The organism is Alkalinema pantanalense CENA528 (genome assembly GCF_050753345.1).
In the GTDB taxonomy this organism is placed as follows: Bacteria; Cyanobacteriota; Cyanobacteriia; order Leptolyngbyales; family Leptolyngbyaceae; genus Alkalinema; species Alkalinema pantanalense.
On sequence record NZ_JBLZFX010000075.1, the window covers coordinates 1 to 20,569 of the forward strand.

21 protein-coding genes are annotated in these 20,569 nt (G+C 49.9%); 8 read left to right on the forward strand and 13 right to left on the reverse strand.

Going from position 1 to position 20,569, the window contains the following annotated elements; genetic code table 11:
- Positions 1–598: 598 nt before the first annotated feature.
- The 6 genes from ACN4EG_RS19880 to ACN4EG_RS19905 all read right to left on the reverse strand — a co-directional run bounded on the left by ACN4EG_RS19880 (position 599) and on the right by ACN4EG_RS19905 (position 7,677).
- The gene (locus ACN4EG_RS19880) at positions 599–820 is read right to left on the reverse strand and encodes a hypothetical protein (protein WP_431631928.1); all 222 of its coding nucleotides are present in this window, start codon (positions 818–820) and stop codon (positions 599–601) included.
- Positions 821–918: 98 nt separating this feature from the next.
- On the reverse strand, positions 919–1,302 hold the full coding sequence (locus ACN4EG_RS19885) for a response regulator transcription factor (protein WP_431631929.1): 384 nt from the start codon (positions 1,300–1,302) through the stop codon (positions 919–921).
- Between the two features lie 92 nt (positions 1,303–1,394).
- The gene (locus ACN4EG_RS19890; RefSeq protein WP_431631930.1) at positions 1,395–2,804 is read right to left on the reverse strand and encodes an adenylate/guanylate cyclase domain-containing protein; all 1,410 of its coding nucleotides are present in this window, start codon (positions 2,802–2,804) and stop codon (positions 1,395–1,397) included.
- Positions 2,785–5,757, reverse strand: coding sequence for an ATP-binding protein (locus tag ACN4EG_RS19895; protein ID WP_431631931.1), 2,973 nt, complete (start codon positions 5,755–5,757; stop codon positions 2,785–2,787). Before ACN4EG_RS19895 ends, ACN4EG_RS19890 begins: the two co-directional genes overlap by 20 nt.
- A gap of 147 nt (positions 5,758–5,904) precedes the next feature.
- The gene (locus ACN4EG_RS19900; protein ID WP_431631932.1) at positions 5,905–7,029 is read right to left on the reverse strand and encodes an AEC family transporter; all 1,125 of its coding nucleotides are present in this window, start codon (positions 7,027–7,029) and stop codon (positions 5,905–5,907) included.
- Positions 7,030–7,257: 228 nt separating this feature from the next.
- Positions 7,258–7,677, reverse strand: coding sequence for a Fur family transcriptional regulator (locus ACN4EG_RS19905; protein ID WP_431631933.1), 420 nt, complete (start codon positions 7,675–7,677; stop codon positions 7,258–7,260).
- Positions 7,678–7,923: 246 nt separating this feature from the next.
- Between ACN4EG_RS19905 and ACN4EG_RS19910 the strand changes: the two genes are divergently transcribed.
- Positions 7,924–8,496 (forward strand): peroxiredoxin, encoded by a 573-nt coding sequence (locus ACN4EG_RS19910; protein WP_431631934.1) that lies wholly within the window; start codon positions 7,924–7,926, stop codon positions 8,494–8,496.
- 285 nt (positions 8,497–8,781) lie between these two features.
- Positions 8,782–9,786: an NAD(P)/FAD-dependent oxidoreductase gene (locus ACN4EG_RS19915; RefSeq protein ID WP_431631935.1), complete on the forward strand. Its 1,005-nt coding sequence runs from the start codon at positions 8,782–8,784 to the stop codon at positions 9,784–9,786.
- Between the two features lie 114 nt (positions 9,787–9,900).
- Here the strand turns inward: ACN4EG_RS19915 and ACN4EG_RS19920 are convergent, their stop codons facing one another.
- Positions 9,901–10,977, reverse strand: coding sequence for a hypothetical protein (locus tag ACN4EG_RS19920; protein ID WP_431631936.1), 1,077 nt, complete (start codon positions 10,975–10,977; stop codon positions 9,901–9,903).
- A 448-nt stretch (positions 10,978–11,425) separates the two neighbouring features.
- Here ACN4EG_RS19920 and ACN4EG_RS19925 point away from each other — a divergent pair, with 448 nt between their 5' ends.
- The gene (locus ACN4EG_RS19925) at positions 11,426–11,914 is read left to right on the forward strand and encodes a cupin domain-containing protein (protein ID WP_431631937.1); all 489 of its coding nucleotides are present in this window, start codon (positions 11,426–11,428) and stop codon (positions 11,912–11,914) included.
- A gap of 73 nt (positions 11,915–11,987) precedes the next feature.
- Positions 11,988–12,470 carry a GNAT family N-acetyltransferase gene (locus ACN4EG_RS19930; protein ID WP_431631938.1) on the forward strand — a complete coding sequence of 161 codons (483 nt, stop codon included), beginning with the start codon at positions 11,988–11,990 and terminating at the stop codon, positions 12,468–12,470.
- Between the two features lie 14 nt (positions 12,471–12,484).
- Here ACN4EG_RS19930 and ACN4EG_RS19935 read toward each other — a convergent pair whose 3' ends face one another.
- Positions 12,485–13,162, reverse strand: a complete 678-nt coding sequence (locus ACN4EG_RS19935) for a Uma2 family endonuclease (protein ID WP_431631939.1) — start codon at positions 13,160–13,162, stop codon at positions 12,485–12,487.
- A gap of 526 nt (positions 13,163–13,688) precedes the next feature.
- Here ACN4EG_RS19935 and ACN4EG_RS19940 point away from each other — a divergent pair.
- From ACN4EG_RS19940 to ACN4EG_RS19955, 4 genes are all read left to right on the forward strand, one after another.
- Complete coding sequence (locus ACN4EG_RS19940; RefSeq protein ID WP_431631940.1) at positions 13,689–13,958, forward strand: hypothetical protein; 270 nt, start codon at positions 13,689–13,691, stop codon at positions 13,956–13,958.
- Positions 13,959–13,964: 6 nt separating this feature from the next.
- On the forward strand, positions 13,965–14,420 hold the full coding sequence (locus tag ACN4EG_RS19945; protein WP_431631941.1) for a hypothetical protein: 456 nt from the start codon (positions 13,965–13,967) through the stop codon (positions 14,418–14,420).
- A gap of 78 nt (positions 14,421–14,498) precedes the next feature.
- Entirely contained in the window at positions 14,499–14,768 is a 270-nt protein-coding gene (locus tag ACN4EG_RS19950; RefSeq protein WP_431631942.1) for a glutaredoxin family protein, read from the forward strand.
- Between the two features lie 98 nt (positions 14,769–14,866).
- Positions 14,867–16,351, forward strand: a complete 1,485-nt coding sequence (locus ACN4EG_RS19955) for a UDP-N-acetylmuramoyl-L-alanyl-D-glutamate--2,6-diaminopimelate ligase (protein WP_431631943.1) — start codon at positions 14,867–14,869, stop codon at positions 16,349–16,351.
- On the opposite strand, the gene ACN4EG_RS19960 is transcribed toward ACN4EG_RS19955, so the two are convergent.
- The 5 genes from ACN4EG_RS19960 to ACN4EG_RS19980 all read right to left on the reverse strand — a co-directional run bounded on the left by ACN4EG_RS19960 (position 16,348) and on the right by ACN4EG_RS19980 (position 20,414).
- A complete protein-coding gene (locus tag ACN4EG_RS19960) occupies positions 16,348–16,647 on the reverse strand; it encodes a hypothetical protein (RefSeq protein ID WP_431631944.1) in 300 nt (99 codons plus the stop codon). The genes ACN4EG_RS19955 and ACN4EG_RS19960 overlap by 4 nt on opposite strands.
- Before the next feature lie 19 nt (positions 16,648–16,666).
- Positions 16,667–17,020 carry a hypothetical protein gene (locus ACN4EG_RS19965; RefSeq protein WP_431631945.1) on the reverse strand — a complete coding sequence of 118 codons (354 nt, stop codon included), beginning with the start codon at positions 17,018–17,020 and terminating at the stop codon, positions 16,667–16,669.
- Between the two features lie 86 nt (positions 17,021–17,106).
- Positions 17,107–18,069, reverse strand: a complete 963-nt coding sequence (locus ACN4EG_RS19970; RefSeq protein WP_431631946.1) for a tetratricopeptide repeat protein — start codon at positions 18,067–18,069, stop codon at positions 17,107–17,109.
- A gap of 178 nt (positions 18,070–18,247) precedes the next feature.
- Positions 18,248–18,562, reverse strand: coding sequence for a hypothetical protein (locus ACN4EG_RS19975; RefSeq protein ID WP_431631947.1), 315 nt, complete (start codon positions 18,560–18,562; stop codon positions 18,248–18,250).
- 301 nt (positions 18,563–18,863) lie between these two features.
- Positions 18,864–20,414, reverse strand: a complete 1,551-nt coding sequence (locus tag ACN4EG_RS19980) for an adenylate/guanylate cyclase domain-containing protein (RefSeq protein WP_431631948.1) — start codon at positions 20,412–20,414, stop codon at positions 18,864–18,866.
- Positions 20,415–20,569: the final 155 nt, after the last annotated feature.

A 20,569-nucleotide genomic window follows, 5' to 3' on the forward strand; every position in this document is an offset into this window, starting at 1 on the left:
CCCTTGCCTTAAGCTAGTGGTTTCGTCACTCGGACTGCATGCAGTCATTTGGACGTTGGTTCCACCACAGGGGACTTTCACCCCATCAGATCACGCCCATGCTGGGCGTACACAACAGTGGAGCGGACGGTAGAAAGTCTTCGCGCTTCGTTCTAGGTTACTCGCCGCCGCTCACTTTAGCCGTTATGCTGACTGCCCAGAGAGAAAAAAGCTCTTCCAGTCTCTGTCTTTCCAGCATTTCAGTTCACGTTTCAGAATTGTGGTTATTACGATCGCTCCCATAATCGCATCATCAATGTCATTCGAGACTCGGCGCGGACTGATCGATCGAGGCTTTCGCAACATTGATCCGTTCGTTTTACCAGAATTCGATCTGTCGAGGTTCTAGCAAAAGTTACTGGCTCATTTGCCCAGGAACCCGTCCACGGAAGCAGAAATAGTGGTCATTGAGAGCGATCGTGTAGTTTCTCCCTCATTCGTGTGATGCAGAGTTCGATCTATCTTTCAGGTTGTTTCGTGGGCAGTCTATTTTGAGGCGAAAAACTTAGACAGATTGCATCATCGGCCTAGCTAACCGATCGTCGATCTCGCCAACCCATCACAACGACGATCGAACCACAGACTTCTCCTCTGCGTTAGTGAACAGTACCCAGGCACTCGGTTTACCTAAAGTTTTCACCTTGATCAACACCAGTTGCGTCATTTTCCCAGCGGGTAACTTCGGCACCATATCCGCCTCCACCAACAGATAGAGCCATTGATCGGAGCGATCGGGCGTTTGTAACTTCTGGATCAGTGTCGGCCAATCCGCAGGCCCCACCTGCCGTTCACTATAGAAATTCAGCGAAGGTCGATGGGCAAAATAGGACCTGTAAATGATCGATCGGGTGTACGAGTTGGAATCATCTGGGCGATCGGCTAATCAGCTAATCCCAGCACCTGTCGTGCCTTATCCACCACCTCATCCGGATCAAACGGCTTCGTCATATACAAATCCGCCCCCACCTCATTTCCCTGCTGCTTATCAAACTCCTGTCCCTTCGCCGTCAACATAATGACGTAAACCTCTGCCAAGCTCAGTTCCCGCTTTACCCGACGGCACACGTCAAATCCATTCAGCAACGGCATCATCACATCCAAAAACACCAACTGTGGTAACTCCGCCTGAATCGTCTCCAGCGCTTCCTGCCCGTTGCAAGCCGTCAAAAGCTCTACATCATCATCTTCTAACTCCTCCAGCGTTTGCTCCAACAGCAGCCGGATATGGGGCTCATCATCCACAATCAGAACTTTTTTAGACATTGTTGTAGACATTGGTTTAGAAATTTCCTTGCGATTTAACTTTGTGCAGTTCTTACGATTGAAAAGACAGATCTTTCTAGTTGCCAGTTTCCTTAAATATCATAAATAACCTCCATCACATCCACTGCATTCCGTTTCCCCTTCACCGTTAACTGACCCATTTCCTTAAACTCAAAACGATCGCGGGTGGCTTCATAGATACTGCGACTGACGAGAATTTGTCCGCCCTTGGCCAACGATTGTAACCGCGATGCCGTATTGACCTGATCTCCGATCGCCGTGTAGTCCATGTGCTGCGGTGACCCGATATTCCCCACAATCACCGACCCGGAACTAATGCCAATTCCCGTGTGGAAATGCTCGCGAATCCAAGTCACTGGATGGGATTGAATACACCGCTGCATGGCGATCGCCGCTTCGATCGCCCGCACCTCGCTATTTTCGGGAAACGACGGTGCCCCAAACAACGCCACAATCATATCGCCCACGAACTTATTGACCGTGCCTTGGTGATGGAAAATCACATCCACCATGTGGGTAAAGTATTCATTCAAGTGATTCACGATCGTTTCCGGCGGCAATTCCTCACACTGACTGGTGAAATTGCGAATATCAGAAAACAAAATCGAAATATTCTTGCGCACGGGTGCCAGGGAAATCTCCCCCTGGGAATCCAAAATCGCCTGCACCAATTGCGTTGGTACATAGCGTTCCAAATTACTCTTAATTCGGGCTTCCTGGATCTTATTTGTATGCAACAAAGCATTCTCGATCGCCGCTGCCGCCTGGGATGCCAACGCATTGACTAACTTCAAATCTGCCGCCGTGTAGGTAATTGGCGTTTCACTGCCCAAACACAGCAACCCGATCGCCTGATCCTGTCGTTTCAAGGGAGCCACCACCAAGGAACTAAAACAGGTTTCACAGCCATCCGCCCGATCGTCCTGGGCCACATCGTTAATAATTTCGCCATTGCGCGTGTGCAGCACCTTCCCCAGAATCCCACGGTAGGGCTGCATGGCAAACTTCAACAGGCCAAAGGTCGCGATCGTTTCCACCTGCTGCGACTCCGGATGCACCAAAATCACCGCGCCACTGCTGCCAGGGATCAACCGCTGCGCCTCCTCCAGCACCACCTCCGCCACCTTCGGCAACTCCAAATTCGCACTGATCTTGTCCGACAGATCGTACAACAGCGTAATTTCTTTATAGCGATCGAGGGTTTCCTGGGCTAGGGTGCGTTTTTCCAGTTCCTTGCCTGCGAGATAGTTGAGCAAATTCGCGATCGCCTGCGCCGCCGCATCTCCCTTGACCCAGCCGATCGGCTGTCCCTCAACCATCACCGGATAATCCTGACTGAGCGTAGAACCCAACTCTCCCAACAACACCGTCCCCGCTGCATCACAAATCGCGATCGGCATCGGCACGATCGCCAACATTTGATGAACCAGTGCGATCGTATCTTTTTTGGACAGGAGACGTTTAAGATTCAGAGGCAGCATGGTGGGTATCCGCAATCAACAGCAGGAGAATGTTTTCAAGGCCCTTTTCCAGTTTCAGCGCCTGCACCGCCGTGGAATGATGCCAAAACTGGGCATTGGCAATCACCATATCCGGCTGCGTGGTCGCCGTTTTTTCCAGCAGTTCCGCATCGTTGATGGCTTCCACGACGGTGAATCCCTTGGTTTTCAGCACTTCCACCAACGTTTTCACCGTATGCTCGTTTTCATCCACCACCAACACCTTGCGGTGCGACGTGCCCTGGGAAATCAGAGACTCGACCTCCTGTAGTAATAATTCCGCGTTAATCGGCTTCGTCAGGCAACGATCGCCCAATCGTTTGGCTCGTTCTTCATCCGCCAGAATGGACAGGATGACCAACGGAATCCCCATCGTTTCCGGATCATTCTTCAACACCGCTGCGGTATCAAATCCGTTCATATCCGGCATCATCAGATCCAGAATAATCAGATCAGGCCGATGGGCTTTGACCTGTTGTACCGCCCTGCGCCCGTCCTCCGCTTCAATGACTTGATAGCCTTCCGCTTCAAACTGTTGCCGCAAGAGTTGCCGAATCGGGGCTTCATCATCCACAACGAGGATGCTTTTTTGCGATCGGGCCTCGATGGGTTGCATTTGCACTTGTGCTTTCAGTTGTTGCACCAGCGTTTTCAGATCCATTTCCCGCACGTGGGTGGGTGTATTAACGGAAATCGGCAGGGTAAAGGCAAAGGTGCTGCCTTGGCCCACAGCACTTTCCACCCAAATCGTGCCGCCGTGGTGTTCCACAATTTGCTTACAGATTGGCAACCCTAAGCCCGTCCCCTTGGGTTTATCCGTCAGCGTATTGCCCACCTGCTTGAATTTTTCAAACACAAAGGGTTGGTCTTCCGGCGCAATGCCGCTGCCCGTGTCAATAATCCGAACGATAATCCCATCGCCTTGGCGCGTGACTTCGCAGGTGACGGAACCCTGATCCGTAAACTTGACCGCGTTGGACAGCAGATTAATCACCACTTGAATTAAGCGATCGCGATCGCCCAAAATCCTCGGTAGATTAGGTTCAATCACCGATAGCACTTCCAGTTGTTTCGCTTGAAAGAGCGCATCGGTTGCCGCTAAGGCGCGATCGACAATTTCTTCAATGCCTAGCGGTTCCATTTTCCATTCCACTTTGCCCGCTTCCATCTTGGCAATATCCAGCACATCATTAATCAGCGCCGTTAACCGCAACCCTTCCGCCACAATGATGTCAATGTTGTCTTCCACTTGGCGCACGGCCCGCTGCATCTTCTTCTCATCCTGGGGCACCGCCGGGAAAATCACCTCATCTAGCCGCTTTTTAATCAATTTGGCAAAGCCGAGGACTGAGGTGAGGGGGGTGCGCAGTTCGTGGGACACCGTGGAGATGAAATCCGTTTTCATCTGATCCACTTCTTTTTCAGCGGTAATGTCCCGAATTAGAATCACTGTGGCAATCGTTTCTGATGCGGTCGTGTCCGTTGCTGTAGGGAGCTTTGAGGGATCGGCGATCGAGGGATGTACTTGGGTGATCACGGCCTTGCCGAGGCGATCGCCGCTTAAGCGAATTTCGGCGGTCAAGACCTGATCGGGTTGGTGATTGGCTTGGTCAATTAAATCCAGCAATTCCTGACTAAAAAATTGCCGACTATCTTGATGCTGCATCTCCGTGGCGCAGAGGCCAAACAGTTGACACAGCGCCGGATTGTAACGACTGACCAAGCCCTTGCGATCGATGACCAGCAAGCCATCGGCCAAATTATCAATAATTGCCGTCAGATAGGCCAAGGCATCCTGAAGCTGCGTCCCCGTTTCCTGGAGTTGTTGATTCAGCAAGGCTTCCTGCTCGGCCCGATCGCGGGTTTGCTCAAACAGACGAATTTGCCGAAGTGCAATTAACGTTGCAATCAGCACCATTCCCCCCACCATAGTAGCCAGCACATTCAAAGCATTCAAATGCTGCTCCACATTGGCCCGTGGGATCACCAATGCCACCGACCAGGAAGCTTGCTGCAACGGGGCATAGGCCACATAGACCCATTGACCATCCAGTTGCATCAACTCCACATTCTGCTGCTGTTTCACCATGGCTTGGGCAATGCGCGCCAGTTCGGGATTGGGAGCGTTCAGCAAACTGTTAATGCCGTTGAGCAGGGCTGGGTTGGGGTGGGCAATGGGCACCCCCTGGGAATCCAAGGCAAAAGCATAGCTCCCCTTTCCTTCCTGGGTACGATTCACCACATTCGTCACATGGGACACGGCAATATTGCCCGAGAGAATCCCCACGATCGTCGGTTTTTGGTTCGGGTCAGTGGGAAAGTTGTAAGCGGCTAAGGCTCGACTGCGACTTTCTAGGCGATCGGTAGGGAGTTGTTGGTAATTGGCGGGGGAAAAGGACCAAATCGGCGCGGCGATATTAATCTGCCGTTTCCCTGTTGTGCGGGAAATAATCATGTCCGACACGGTGGCTTGGCCCTGCATCGCCGTTTGAAAGTAGGCCCGATCGCTCAAATTCTTGCCCGTTGCAAAGCCGTTGCGGGTGGTGTAGTAACTGCCATCGGGTTTGACCCAAATGAACATCCAAAAATCCGATAGCCGATCCTGCTCCAGTTGCAAATAGGGTTCGGCGATCGCCCAATCCTGCGATCGGCTAGCTGGACTATTGGCTAAGGTGGTCACTTCCCCTAATCGCCCTGCGAGCCAAGTATCAATTTCCTGTTCTGCTTTTTGTACCTTCAGCGACGCATTCTCTTTGAGGCGATCCAAAATCAAATCGCGCACGATCCAATAACTACCAAAGGCAACGGCTCCCACCGTGACGATCGACGCCCCCAATGCCAAAGAAGACCAAAACTTATTGTTGCGTTTCGGGGGGTTGCTGTTATGGGCAACTGCGGGAGGTTGTGCTGCGTTTTGCCAAGGATGGGAAACCATAGGAACGGCTATGAATAAACGGCTAGAAATCAACGACTACGAATAAAGCTACGAATAACCAGTTGAATAAAATTCAGTCTTGGAGCAATTAAGAATGGCGAGGTACTTTCTTTCTCAACAGTGAACGCTAGGGCGCGATCGTCAACTCTAGGGATCAACCCGACGGGGTAGCAACGTGCCGGAAGGGGAACCATAGCGAGCTTTGAGGGTATTCCTTCCGAGCAACAACCCCAGAAATAACACCAGCAATCCCGTTCCCACTGCGGTTAGATGGAATGGTTCATAGAAAAAGGTTCCTCCTGTAAAAATCACGAGTAAGACGAGGATTGAAAATGGGAATGACAATGCTAATAATGCCGTTGCAAAATCGAGATCGAAAAAGGGAACAGGCGATTCCGTCTGATTTTGCTGGTTGATTTTTGTGGCGTGGAGCAATGGCCATAAACTACAGGAGGCTTGGGGCAAGGCGGTAAAGAGGGCCATCTCTTCCACGGAACTGGGTCGAAGGGTTGTAATGGCTGCAGCACTAATTAAAAAGCCGATACCTGCTCGCGCCATCAAGGCTAGTAATAATGTGCCGAACTGGAGCTTTTTCAAATTGAGCGAGACGCCAACGTAGAACAAAATCAACGGGGTAGAACACAGCGCCAATTTTTGTAACACATCTAAAATTGCGAGGGGCAAATCCGCTGTGCCAATCTGCAAGCTTGCCAACACTAACCCCACAACGATCGCGGCGTTAACCGGCTCCGTAAACAAAAACTGTCCAATGGTTTTCCATTGGGCCGTGGGGCGAGTATTGGGCAGAATGGCTTCCTGCTGGAACCAGTAAATGGCGAGGGTATACAGGCCGATGAGGACAAAAATCTTATTGCCCATATCTGCCAGGGCCACCCAAGCCAACCCCGATCTCCCGAGGAACTGTTCAACAAAGGGATAGACCGTTAGACCGGGCGCTAGAGAGGGAAACAGCAAAATTAGCGATCGGGCCTTGGGGTTTTTTAGGGATCGCAGTAGGAGCCAGGTCAGCCCCGTGCCAGCCAGCATCAAACTCAGGTTCACGCCCAAGGCAAAGGATGGCAGCAGCCAGAGATTGAGTTGCGTGTTGATGTCGATCGTGGACAAAAAAATGGTGGCGGGCAGGGCAACGGTGAGAATAAACACCCGGAAGGTGGCCACAGAAGCCGAATCAGAAAATTTTCCCTTGAGCAAATAGCCCACAACGATGAGTAAAAAAAGCGCGATCGCCTTCGGGAGAACTAATTCAGCCATGCCTTACCCCAGTGCCCATATAATTCCCTACAGAGTCCCTACAGCATCCCTACGGCGTTGAGCAACATTCCTAACTACACTTCAACGTTCCCCAAAACCGGATGGCACGCTCACAAAATTTCTGGGCACAGCAAATTCCCCTATCTGCCTACTGGCCTTCATGGCAGCGGAAAAGAAGGGAATAACACAGTTGTTTACGATTAGTCGTTGACGATTAGTTGTTTACGATTATTCTGGTTGGCAATGGTCACAGACGCCGTGCAATGTCACTTCGTAGGATTCCACTTGTAAGCCCGATCGCACGTGATCGATCGTGATCCCTTGTAACGTATCCCAAGCAATATCTTCGATCGCGCCACAGCAACGGCACCGGAAATGATGGTGCGGGGCTACGTTGGCATCATAACGACAGACCCCTTCTTCCAAGAGTACTTCCCGCACAAGGCCCACTTTACACAGTGCTTGCAGAGAACTGTACACCGTCGCTTGAGAGGAGGTTGGCGCATTTTGATTCAAGTCCTGGAGCACCTGTTCCGCCGTGGGGTGATCACAGCGATCGAGCAAATTCGCATAGACCGCAAACCGCTGCGGCGTAACTCGTAAACCCTTCTCCTTGAGTTGTTGAACGATCGCATCTTGTTGCCGCATGGGCACTTCCACCTTTTTTGACCTATTGTCTCAATGTTTTACTCCCAGCATATCATTCCAGTTCTAGAATCAACAGAAAATCAAAGTGATTAATTTAATTAAGTAGTTCTACTCATTGAATAATTACTAAATTAGAATTATTCTGACTTGTATCAAGTGACACCAAACCGCAAGTTTCCTAAAACTGGATAGGTCGTTGTTGTCCGTTGGTGCCTTTTAGTTCATTTTTTAGCAGAGGATAGATTCATGGCTGTTATCGATCGTGTCCCCAATGTGACCTTCAAAACCCGCGTGCGTGACGAATCGGTGCCCGGGCCTAACCCCTACCGTTGGCAAGATCTGACCACCGACGAGATCTTCTCCGGTAAGAAAGTTGTCATCTTCTCGCTGCCCGGAGCCTTCACTCCCACCTGCTCCTCCAACCACTTGCCTCGCTACGAAGAACTCTACGAAGAATTCAAAGCGCAAGGCGTTGATCAAATTATTTGCATTTCCGTAAACGATGCCTTTGTTATGTTCCAATGGGGCAAGCAAATTGGTGCGAAGAATGTCTTCCTATTGCCCGATGGAAATGGGGAATTCACCCGCAAAATGGGGATGCTAGTTGATAAGTCGAACCTCGGTTTTGGGATGCGTTCCTGGCGCTATTCCATGCTGGTGAACGACGGCAATATCGAAAAAATCTTCACTGAACCTGACTTTGGTGACAACTGCCCGATCGATCCCTTCGAAGTCTCCGATGCCGATACAATGTTGGCGTACTTGAAGGGCACCCAGTCTGAGGGCGTTTCTTCTCCTCGTCTGGAATTTGTTGGCTAGGGTATCTTGGGAAAGCGGTCTCTCAATCGCCAGGAATGGGGAATCTTGTGAATGGAACTGGATTCCTCATTTTCTGTTATACCAAATCAACTTGTGATTGCAATACATAACGATCCCCCTAAATCCCCGCGCTACGCGCCGCTGCGCTAGAAATAAGGGGGACTTTGAAAGAATTTGACTGAATTCCCCCCTTATTCAGGGGTGCTAGGGGGGATCGGATCTGTAGCATTGATAAATTAATTTGGTATTAGAGGATCACGTCTTGTAGGGCTGGGTAGGAAAACGATGAAACTTTCGAGCAAAAATCTGGACACTCGTCGGGATACGGTGTACGACGCGATCGTTGTGGGTGGCGGCATGGGTGGCCTATCCGCTGCCATTTACCTGGCTCGCTATGGCTTGAAATGCTTGGTGATTGAAAAGGGGCGGGGCCGCTCCTTCTGGATGCAGGATTTGCGTAATTACGTCGGCCTCGATCCCGATACTCCAGGACGCACGATTTTGCAGCATGCTAGCAATCAAGCGATCGACTGGGGTGCGGATTTCCTACGCGGCTTTGTTGAAGAAGTGGTTGATGAAGGTGAAACCTTTGCCGTTAAGGTTAAGATTGGCAAAGGTGACACCATAGGTGTGACATTCCGTAGTCAATACGTTATTGCTGCGACTGGTATTATTGATGTACTACCGGAATTAGAAAATATGCAAAACGTGTTTGACTATGCGGGCTATACCCTGCATGTCTGCATGATTTGTGATGGCTTTGACATGTGGGATCAAAAGGCGGTTCTGTTGGCGAAAACGGAAGGCCAGATCAATGCAGCCTTTGTGTTGAATTGGTTTACTCCTTACATTTCTGTTTTGACCAATGGCTTGCAAGTCAGCGATGAAATGAAGCAAAAGCTGGCAGATCACGGCTATCCCCTGTATGAGCAACCGATCGCGGAGTTCCTGGGCGAGAACCACAAAATGAGTGGGGTGAAGTTGGCGGATGGCACGATCGTGGAAGCGACGACGGGCTTGGTCAACATGGGTTCGATTTACCATAACCAATACCTCAAAGGCATTGCAGGCTTGGAATACGACGGCGAGAATTTGGTCACGAATAACATGTGCCAAACCAGCCATCCCCGCATTTTTGCTTTGGGCGATTTGAAGCAGGGCTTGAACCAGGTTTCTGTAGCCGTGGCCGATGGTACGTTGGCTGCGACGCAAATTTGGCGCAATATTCGCCGTGCCAGCGCCCCCCGCAAATGGGAAGAAAATATCGCCCAGGTTTCGCAGTCCGTTTAGAGCCGTCTAACGTTCACCTGTTGCCCCCAGAAACCCGTCCTCCTCTACCCTGTAGCCATCGGAGGACGGGTTGATTCTGTGAATACTCACTTAGAGAGTTAGAGAACTAGGGAACTAGGGAACAGGTGCTGTGACGCGATTGTTAGGAACCGTTTGGGGCTGGTAGGAAAAGACCTCACGGGTGCGGGGATTGACCATTACTTTGACCCACTGGACATCATTATTGCCATTGGCGGCATTGTTGCCAAAGGTTTCCACCCGCGTGAAATTCTCCAACCGACGGCCTTGGGCATCTAGGAATGGCTTATCTACGCGGTAATAGTGGGAATCCCCATGGACGTAGGCAACGGGCTTCCGGAATGCAATGACCTCTGCCCGCAATGCTAAGAGAAAGTCCTTGTAGCCGTCAGGATTGCCATCCGTTGCCACTAGCGTTTTGGGATCACGCAATGGGGCGCGGGTCGGGTCACTGAGATCCCAGCCTGGATTCCCCTGGGAAATCAGCATCACTGCAACGGAATTGCGGGCTTTTGCGGCCTGAAAGGTTGCCTTGAGCCAAGCGATGTTGGCTGAGTTACGCGCCGCATATTCCTGGGGATCGGGTGCTGTATCGCACAAATTATTGCAGGAACCTTGGATATTCAAGGTGGCATAGGTGACTCTGCCTAAAGTCCAGCGACGGTTTTCAACGCAAGGTACTGCTCCGCCGATTCCCAGGCAGAACGGAGCTTGGGTCTGTACTTCTTGGGCGAGTTTGCGCTGGCCAAGGGAGAATCTAGTGCTAAAGAAGATCTGCCGCTCCCGATCGAGCCGTTCCCGAGAATTAAACCCGCCATTGGAAGGGCGATCGCAGTCTGTCCAATCGTTATCCCCAGGGGTGAAAATTGCCGGGGATTTGAGGGCATTGAAGTATCCGAGAGCCTGTATATACAGCGCATCGGCACAGGTGGTTGGGGTGACGGAACCCGGTGTGGAATTACCCGCTTTCAGATCACCATTGTGCGCTGTGAATGCTAAATTCTGTGCATTCATATCCGCAATCAGATTGGGTACTCCAATCGTTGCTTGCACATCGTTGTAGGGAAGATCTCCCCACAGCCCGATCGCGTAGGATTGATTGCCGTTATTTTCTTCGCGTTCGCCTGCATTAGCCAAACCGATCGCAGAACTGGCTAAAAAGGGTAGTGTCAATGCAATTAAACCGACTCTACGAAGCGGTTTTGGTTTCAATCGATTTATCATTTGAACCTCAGTGTTCTCCCGATTCTGTGAACATTGGCTAGAAACATTGCTCACAGGATTTCTGTTATGAGGAGATTATCTGGAGGATTGATAAAGAGTGGGTTACGAACACATTATGGGTTGGTTACTAATTGATTTTTTGTCAGCGCTTCACAAATTCTTCGTCAATCCTTCATGAAGGCTTCATGAATAGGAGGATGTCTTGGACTAGTTAATCAGCATACATTCAGCGATCGATGCGTGTAAAGTGACGATGAACAGTGGGATAGTTTAGATATGACAATCAATGAATAGTTGTCACATCGCATTAACAAATGTAGAAAATGATGAATAGGCTAATCGATAAAGCCAATTCACGATTAGGTGTTGAAATACTACCGATTCTGAAATGGGGATTATGACTGAGCACAATTTCCCGATCGCGATTTCTGCTATGGATGCACCTGCTGTGCGCACCAAGCCGAGCAATTATCCAGAGCCCTTTGCCGCTCGCATGGTTGGACGCGAAAAGCGATCGCTGGGGGATTTGTTTGGCTTAAGTAATTTTGGAGTCAATTTAACGCGCCTCGTGCCCCAAGCGATGTCTGCCCTACGCCATGCCCACACCCGCCAAGATGAATTTATCTACATCCTGCAAGGCCACCCAACTCTGTATACCGATGCAGGCCGAACGGTATTGGCTCCGGGGATGTGTGCGGGGTTTAAGGCGGGAACTGGCAATGCCCACCATTTGATTAATGAAACGGCGGAAGAGGTGGTTTATCTAGAAATTGGCGATCGGACACCGGGTGATGCAGGGTCTTATCCCGATGATGATTTACAGGCGGTTTTACAAGATGGCAAATGGCAGTTTCTGCACAAAGATGGAACGCCCTATCCTGTCTAGCGCAAAACCCTGCTTGAGAGTTTGCGTGGGTTAGGCTGCTATCCAGTTTTTTCTATCATGAGCTACTTCCGTCATGCAAATTAGAGCTGCTAAGTCCAACGATGTTGCATTAATTTTTTCATTTATTCAACGGAAAGCGGACTTCGATCGCGCGATCGGTGCATTTACTGGCACGTTACAAGTTTCCGAAGCTAAACTTCGCCAAACGTTGTTTAATCACGACCCCTTTGCCTATGTCCTCTTTGCGGAATCGGAACAGCGAGCGATCGGATTTGCCCTTTATGCCTTTCGCTATTCTTCCTTCGTCGGACAGCCGAGTCTTTGGTTGGATGATCTCTATGTGGATGAAACCCAGCGTAGTCAAGGAGCTGGAACGGCTCTAATGCAACAGTTGGCACAGATTGCCCAAGACAATGATTGCAGTCATCTTGGCTGGAATGCCGATGCTCGTAATCTTCGGGGGCTCCAATTTTATCAACGGTTAGGTGCAGAGATTACTGAACAACAGGGCAATCGCTGTTGGTTAAAATGGGTGCCTTGGTCAGTGAATCCTTAGCAACATGAATGGCATCAACTGGCGGTGTCTTGAATGCTAGCTTGTAACTGTTGCATGAACCAAGTGGCGGCTGCGGTATTGGTACTGGTTGACATCTTTGCCAACGTTTGCTCGATTAGATCGATCGACAGTCCGGTGAATACTTGGGACTCCGTACAGAGTTGATATTCTCCCGATTCCTGTAACGTAAATGCAAACAATCGTAAGCCCTTAACATCAATCACCCAATATTCAGGAATCCCCAAACTGGCGTAAAGATGTTTTTGTTCATCTAAATCCTGGCTGAGGCTGGTATCAGCAATTTCGCCTACGAAATCAGGTAACCGATGGCGTGGAATTTCAATTTTGCGGGGTTCTCCATCCTGCCATTGGGGGATATTCTCTCCTTTGTACACCACCAAATCTGGTGCACAGGCGTGGGTATTGGCCTGCTCAATCAAACAGCGGCCTAGGGATGCATAGGTTTCCTCGGGATGTTGTAAGGCCCACAGGAAGAAAATAGCAGTTAACAAATCGCTAAAACTTGCGTGATTAATGCCTTCCTTGCCCATCTCAACCCACAACCATCCTTGATGAAACGCAACTTTGCAATCCCGATAGGCAGGGTCATCCCGCACAGCTAAATAATCCTCCCAACGGGCAGACGGGGAAGACAATGGGCGGGAACGCGGAGATTCTAAGGAAACAGTCATGGGAAGAGCCGCAATCAATTGACGAGAATCAACTCAAGCACGATCGTACAACTACCGCTTCTAGCTTAGCTGGAAAACCACGATCGTTAAAACCGCTCAGTCATTGTACAGGTTCATCTTGAGACCCGTCTTTCCAGACCATTTTGAGTCGCAATAGGGAGATCCTATCCCACCCACAGGCTTGATTGTACACAAAGAAAATGTTGACGCCAGTTTCACAAAATTATCTTGAGAATTACCTTCCTTGATTTTTTCACAAATAGAGTTAAACTAATCTTAATTCATTGACTTGTTCAATCCATCGGTTTGCAGGGTGCGAGAAACTTATGGGTTATGTCTGTTTCATCTGCCTCTGAGGTATCCAGTTAAGTTGTCAAGCGAGTTGCCGAGCTATAGATAAGCAGTATTGATAGCAGCCTACAGATTCTCAGGCTGGAACTTTTAACCTAACCTTAGAGTTCATTTAAGCTAAGCTTTAAGTCAAAAAATAATTTTCCTTTTTGAAAGTGAATCGGAATCATTGAGCATGGAACATCATTTACCTACCTTTACAGTTCGCCCCAAAAAGCTGATTTACGTCCTGAGCTTTATCACTTTTTTACTCTTCGTGGCCCATCTATTTGTAGTGGGGCATAGGTCCGTTTTCCAGCTTCAGGATGGGATTCATACCTTTGATTTAGATCAAGAAGGTAATATTCCTGCCTTCTTCTCCACTTGCCTATTTTTAATCAATGCTGCACTTTTTTTTCTGCTTTGGAAAATGAAAGATTGTGTTGATGGTAGTCGGAATATTTAGCTGTTTTTGTCAGGATTGCTGTTTTTCTTAGGAATTGATGAGTTTGCAGCCCTCCATGAACGCTTAATTAAGCCAGTCAGATCCTTGCTCTCTGTTTCAGGAATTTTCTACTATGCTTGGATTATTCCCTACGGCATTGCGTTGGTGGTCTTAGCGTTTTTTTTGGTGCCTAAGCTCTGGAAATTGGATCGTCCGACCCGATCGGGCTATCTGCTATCTGCCATTGTGTTTGTGATGGGGGCGATCGGTTTTGAAATGCTGTCAGGACAGTATATGGACGGGAAGACGGAAACCGATCTCGTTTTTGGACTGCTCGTGGCAGGTGAGGAAATCTTAGAAATGATGGGTTTAATTATTTTAATCAACACCACCTTAGAGCGAATTCAACGGAAATATGGTGGTTTTGTTGTCCACACGGCTGGTTCTAAGAGTCTAGCCCCCGCCCCCCTGTCCAGTTTGTGACAATAGTCTTGGGCTGGACAGCGAGGAGGGAATGACGTAATCTAACCTCACCAAATTTTCTCCTCGATCGAAACCGCCATGCACCATTTGATTCTCTACAGTAAACCGGGCTGTCACCTCTGCGAAGGCTTGGAAGAAAAGCTGCGATCGATCGTCAACCTACCGCTTCAGCTCGAAATTCGCGACATCACCAGCCGCGACGATTGGTTCCAAGCCTATCAATACGAAATTCCCGTTCTCCACTGGCTTCAAGGCGAAACAGCTATTCCCCTCCCCCGCCTGTCTCCCCGCGCTTCTGTGGCCCAGGTGGAGCAGATGTTACAGAAATATACCTCGTCAAATTGCTAAAGATCTCTGACAATGGGCGCTAACCGGGACGATCGCTCGCGATCCCACCGGACAGAACCATTCGACATCCCATTGGATAGCCAGGAGGAATCTTTAACATGCTGCTAAAAGAGCTATTTGACAAGGCTGGACTTGCTGCGGTGGATCATCCGGGACTCAATGCTGAGGTGAAAGGATTAACCACCAATTCCCACAAGGTGCAGTCGGGCGATCTATTCATCGGGATGCCAGGGACGCGGGTAGATGGGGGAGATTTTTGGCAGAGCGCGATCGCGGCGGGGGCTGTGGCGGCGGTCGTGTCTCCTCAAGCCGCCGAAAAAGCCAAGACGGATTTGCAACCGGGGCAGTGCGTCATTCCCGCGATCGATATGGCTCAGGCATCGGCCAATCTAGCTGCTGCCTTTTATGGCTATCCCACCCAAACTCTGCAAATGGTCGGCGTTACGGGCACTAATGGCAAAACCACGACGACCCATTTGATTGAATTTCTGCTCCAGCGATCGCAGCAGAAACCGATGCTGATGGGAACGCTGTATGTGCGCTGGGAGGGCTACCACGAAGTGGCCATGCACACGACGCCGTTTCCTGTAGATCTGCAAAAGCAATTGGCGACGGGGGTGGCGGCGGGCTGCCAGCAAGCGGTGATGGAAGTGAGTTCCCACGCCCTGGCTCAGGGGCGGGTGTTGGGCTGCCAGTACGATGTGGCGGTGTTCACTAACTTGACCCAGGATCACCTCGACTACCACCGGGATATGGAGGATTACTTCGAGGCCAAGGCGCTGCTGTTTAGCGATAAATATCTGCGGGGACGGGCGATCGTTAATTGCGATGACAGCTATGGACGGCGATTGATAGAACGATTAGGCGATCGCTGCTGGTCTTACAGCACGGAAGGCGAAGCGGATCTGTACCTCAGCGATGTGGTGTATACGGCAACGGGCGTGAGTGGGATGCTGCATACGCCCAAGGGCACGGCACCCTTTACCTCTCCGTTGGTGGGGCAGTTCAATTTGGCTAATATGCTGGCGGCGATCGGGACGGGTTTACTGCTGGGGCTGGACTTGCAAACGATGGTGGATGCCCTGCCGGACTTTGTCGGGGTGCCGGGACGCATGGAGCGAGTCCAGGTCAAACCGGAGCAAGACATCAGCGTGATTGTGGACTATGCCCACACGCCGGATAGTTTGGAAAATCTGTTAAAGGCATCCCGTCCGTTTATTGCAGGGCAGATGATTTGTGTGTTTGGTTGCGGGGGCGATCGCGATCGTACGAAACGGCCTTTGATGGGAGGCATTGCAGCCCGGTTATCCGATCACGCTGTAGTTACGTCTGACAATCCCCGCACAGAAGATCCGGAGCAGATTTTGCAGGATATCCTAGCGGGCATTGATGCAGGGGCGAATCCCACGGTCATGGCCGATCGGGCGGCGGCGATTCGGCAGGCAATTCTGTCAGCGAAACCGGGGGATGGTGTTCTGATTGCAGGCAAAGGCCACGAAGATTACCAAATTCTGGGCACTGAAAAGATCCATTTTGACGATCGGGAACAAGCCCGCAATGCTCTAGCCGAACGCTATGGTTAATTCTGACGATTAACAGATTGTTGATTGGGATTGATTAACGCGATCGTGGCAGAACGGAAAGTTGGTACTTTATGGATGAATTGGTAAAGTACGAGCTTGCTTCTAAGCACGATCGCGATGATGGAATGGGTGAATTGCCGTGTTTTAATAGCAATGCAATGCATTGCATTGTGGTGACAAATTGGACAAGGACTAGAAAGCGTTAGACCTTCGGTGGATGCGTAAAAAATAGTTGTCCACTCTGAAAAAAAATCATCGGGAACTTCAATCCAATTGGTATCACTTGAACCTTTCACGATCGCAAAATCAGTCTAATTAATAGGGGAATAAAGGCTCTATTGTGTAGGGTATGGATAAAGAATCAAAATTTTTTCGTGCTTCACTAATTTGAGGAGCCTCACCTTCCAAGATTAAAGGTCGGTCTTCTTGAAATGTTTTTCTTGCTTGAATTAAATTGATATTTGCCACTGTGGAAATGGCTTTAAGCTGTTCTACATCGGGAGAACTTGCACAATATAAGTACATTTTATACTGAGTCAAATCTTGATAGATCTGCGGTAGGTAAGTGGTCACAACTGCCCAGTCACATTGCGTACAGAACAGTCCCTGAATACTGGCTTCAACACGACTTTCAAGAGGTGCACCGCAGAGTTCACAGGTCTCTAACATAATCTTTCAAGGGCAACCTATTGGGGGCGTATTCCCTAAACTCCCCCGTTTGATAACGGGGGAGTACGGCAGATCAGCTCGCAGGTTTAATTCGCAGGTTTCTCGCTGCCCTTATTGTCAGGTGCAGGACTGGCTGCCTCGCTAGGTTTGCCGTCCTTGGCCTCAGGAACCGAAGGATTTCCTGCCGGAGTGCCATTAGGCGCAGGACTGGTTGCCGCGCCCGTAGGGGCCGCCGTTGGATTCGGGGCTGGGGGTGTAGAAGCAAGACGGTTAATCTGATCTTTATACTGCGCTGGTGCTATGGATGCTGCCTTTTCAAAGATGGGCTTCGCTTCAGCATCCTTACCCTGCTCTTTCAACGTCAGTGCCTTACCGAGATAGGCTTGGAAGTCGTTGGGCGTGGCTTTAATGGCCGTGTCAAAGGTTTGGATAGCTTCGTCATACCGCTTTTGGGAGGCGAAGGCACGACCCAACAGCACTTGGAGTGCTCCAGTATCTACACTCCCCGGTGTCACTTGGTTTAACTTAGGGGCTTCCCGCAGCGTATCTTGTAACAACCCGATCGCCGCTTCAGGACGTTGTTGGTTGACTAGGAGTTTCGATAATTCCTGGAGCAAGAGTAGATCGCCTGGTTTCGTCTTCAGCGCCTCACGGTAGGTTTGGATCGCCCCTTCCGTATCATTATTGGCATAGCGTTTGGTTTCTGCTAGCAACACCGCATACTGAGACTCCGTCGGATTCAGTTGCACCAGTTTTTCTAATGGCGCGATCGTGCCTTTAATATCATTCAACTGCCGACGGGCATCAATTAATCCCTTCAGGGCATTTTGGTTATCCGGCTCCCGTTGCAGAACCGCCTCATACCCCCGAGCTTGATCTTCCAACTGCTTGCGCTGGGCATCCGGGGTTTGTACCGCACTGGGCGTGTTTCCCTGGCCGGAATTCATCGTACCCAGTAACGGCACAAAGGAGACCCCCAGTAGGGCCAGCGTCGCCACAATGAGGACAACTTTGGGTAACCAGCGATTACGTTTAGATTCTTCTGCCACAGGACGGCCTCACAAGAACTCGGATGAACTGCCCATGGATTGTAGCGCAAGACGGGAAGATCCAACGGGGACGATCGAGAATGACTCCTCAAATCGTTCCAAATGAACCTTCCCGTCCTAGCGAATTGATTCTGGTTAAGTATCCGGATTAACGTTAAATCTCGAACTCCTTCTCGGACTAAATAATCGCAGGCTGTTGATTAGACGCTGGAGGATTGTTGGAAGCCGTTTCTGAACTGGGAGAGACTTCCCGCACTTCAATGTGATTGAGCAACGTAGTTACGAAGGCAAACAGCAGGAAGGGTAAGGAGAGCACTAGGATTAATCCAACAGTGGCTAGGGCATAAATAGGCCGACTCGCTCCCATGAGACCCATGGCTGCTGCAAGGCTCAGGAAAATCACGAGCAGCCAAACAATAATTTGACCATAGATATCACCAAAGGAAAGCGTGCAAGCTAAGCGATACCGATGCAGGTTCTTAAAGTTATTCATGATCATTCCTAAAAGGCGTTTTGTACAGAAAACGTCTACGCAGGCTCAATAGGGTATGGGCAAAGGTTCGCACTAGTGGTCACCTAGTGGGTAACTAACCGTTTGCTCCTACTAGGCACACAACTGCTTACCAAACAAACCCGAGCACCAACCAGTGCAGGTTCTATGAATATCTCAGCTTAAAACTCAGACGCAGGTTTGTGGGGATTCTCAACGTATTTGAACAGTTCTTAACGTTAATTCATGTGATCCCAAGTCCCTTTCTGCGATCCCAAGATAAACCTTAACAGAAAGGCGGAGATTAATAGACCACTTCAAAGGTTTCAAAAGGATCCGTTTTCCCTTTGAGAATGAGTTGGCCGATCGCGTGACATTCCACCTCCCCTTGGACAGCTTGATAGGTTGTTTTTCCGATCAGAATTTGCTGGGCTTGGGCTGCACTTTCCAAGCGAGCTGCTGTGTTCACAACATCACCCAGAATGGTGTAGTCCATGCGGAGATCACTGCCAAGGCAGCCTGCTACCACTTCACCGGAATTAATGCCAATGCCAATCTGAATACCAATGTCATGCTGTTGATTAATCTCAACTACTTTCCGTTGAATTGCGATCGCGCAGTTTACCGCCCGTAATTCTTGATCGGTTTGGGTGATCGGAGCCCCAAAGACAACCATAATCGAATCGCCAATAAATTTATCGATCGTGCCTTCATAGTGAAAGACGATGTCGATGATTTCGCGGAAGTATTGATTCAGAACTAAAAAGATGTCATGGGGGCTACTTTGTTCTGCCCAGGTTGTAAAGCCGCGCACATCACAAAAAAAGCAGGTGACATAGCGCCGTTCGCCTTCAATAATCCGGTCAAAGTCCGGTTGAGACATTAGGCGATCGACCAGTTGCTGGGTCACGAATCGCCCAAAGAGGCTCTGAATGCGGTTGGCCCGCAGTTGCTCCTGTTCCCATAGGTGTTGGAAGCGTAGCAGCGGATTTTGTAAAATTTCTCGACGGTAGGTTTGAATGCCAATCCGTCCCTGTTTGACCCATTCGCGGGACGCTTCCCGAAGGGTGAAATGCTTGTGCGCTGGCAGGGGCACAAAGCGATCGTGGTTCAGGTAATGGGTCAGTTGCGGATGCACTTCTGGATCAATTTGCAGCACTTCAAAAATGGCACAGCGTCCGTACCGTAACCGTCCGCCTACCCCCGTGTTGTGACAAACTGAACAGCCGACCTCTCGCCAAAGTTCCTGGGCAGTGAGGCTGTCAGGATAGATTAATCGCGTTTCTTCCAAGGTTGCAGGAGCTAGTTGCTTACAGTCGTCGCATAGCCGGGGCAGTAGCATTTGCGAAAAAATGCCAGAAACAAGGGTGAGAATCTCGGGGGTGGTGAAGCCCCAAGCCCGGAGATTGTAGAGCACATCAATGCCCACAAAGGGCGTATCAATGCAAGTTAAAACCCAATGGCCAGCACTAGCTGCCTGCTTAATTGCGGCATCGTTCTCACCGCTGAGTTGATCGATCACCAGCGCCATTTGGGGATCTTGAATGGCTGATGTGATGGACTGTAACCAAGCCTGTTCTGAGGGTTCTACCCATTGCAACTTCCACTCCGGCGGAAAGAGAAAGGCATCCTCCAAGATGGCGCGATCGGAGCTCAGGACAGTGATGGGGTGCCCTTGCTGCCAAACACGATAGGCCATCATAAACAAGGTTGTCGTTTTTCCGCTTCCCGATTGGCCAGTCATGGGAAAAAAACCAGGCTTACCTGATAAAATTTGCTCGACTAACGCATGGGCTGCTGTTGGCGTAATGTAGCGATCGATCGGATGGTCAGCCAAGTTAAAAAAGGTAGGCATTACGATAGAGCCTCTGCTGTAAGACTAAGGGAAATTCAGGTCACTAATTTTGGGTCACTCGTCAGATGATTCAAAGAGGCTAATCCTAGCAGCTCAAATTTCGTAGCTTGGAGACAAGATTTGGATAGACGACCGAACAAGATGTCTCACGTTTA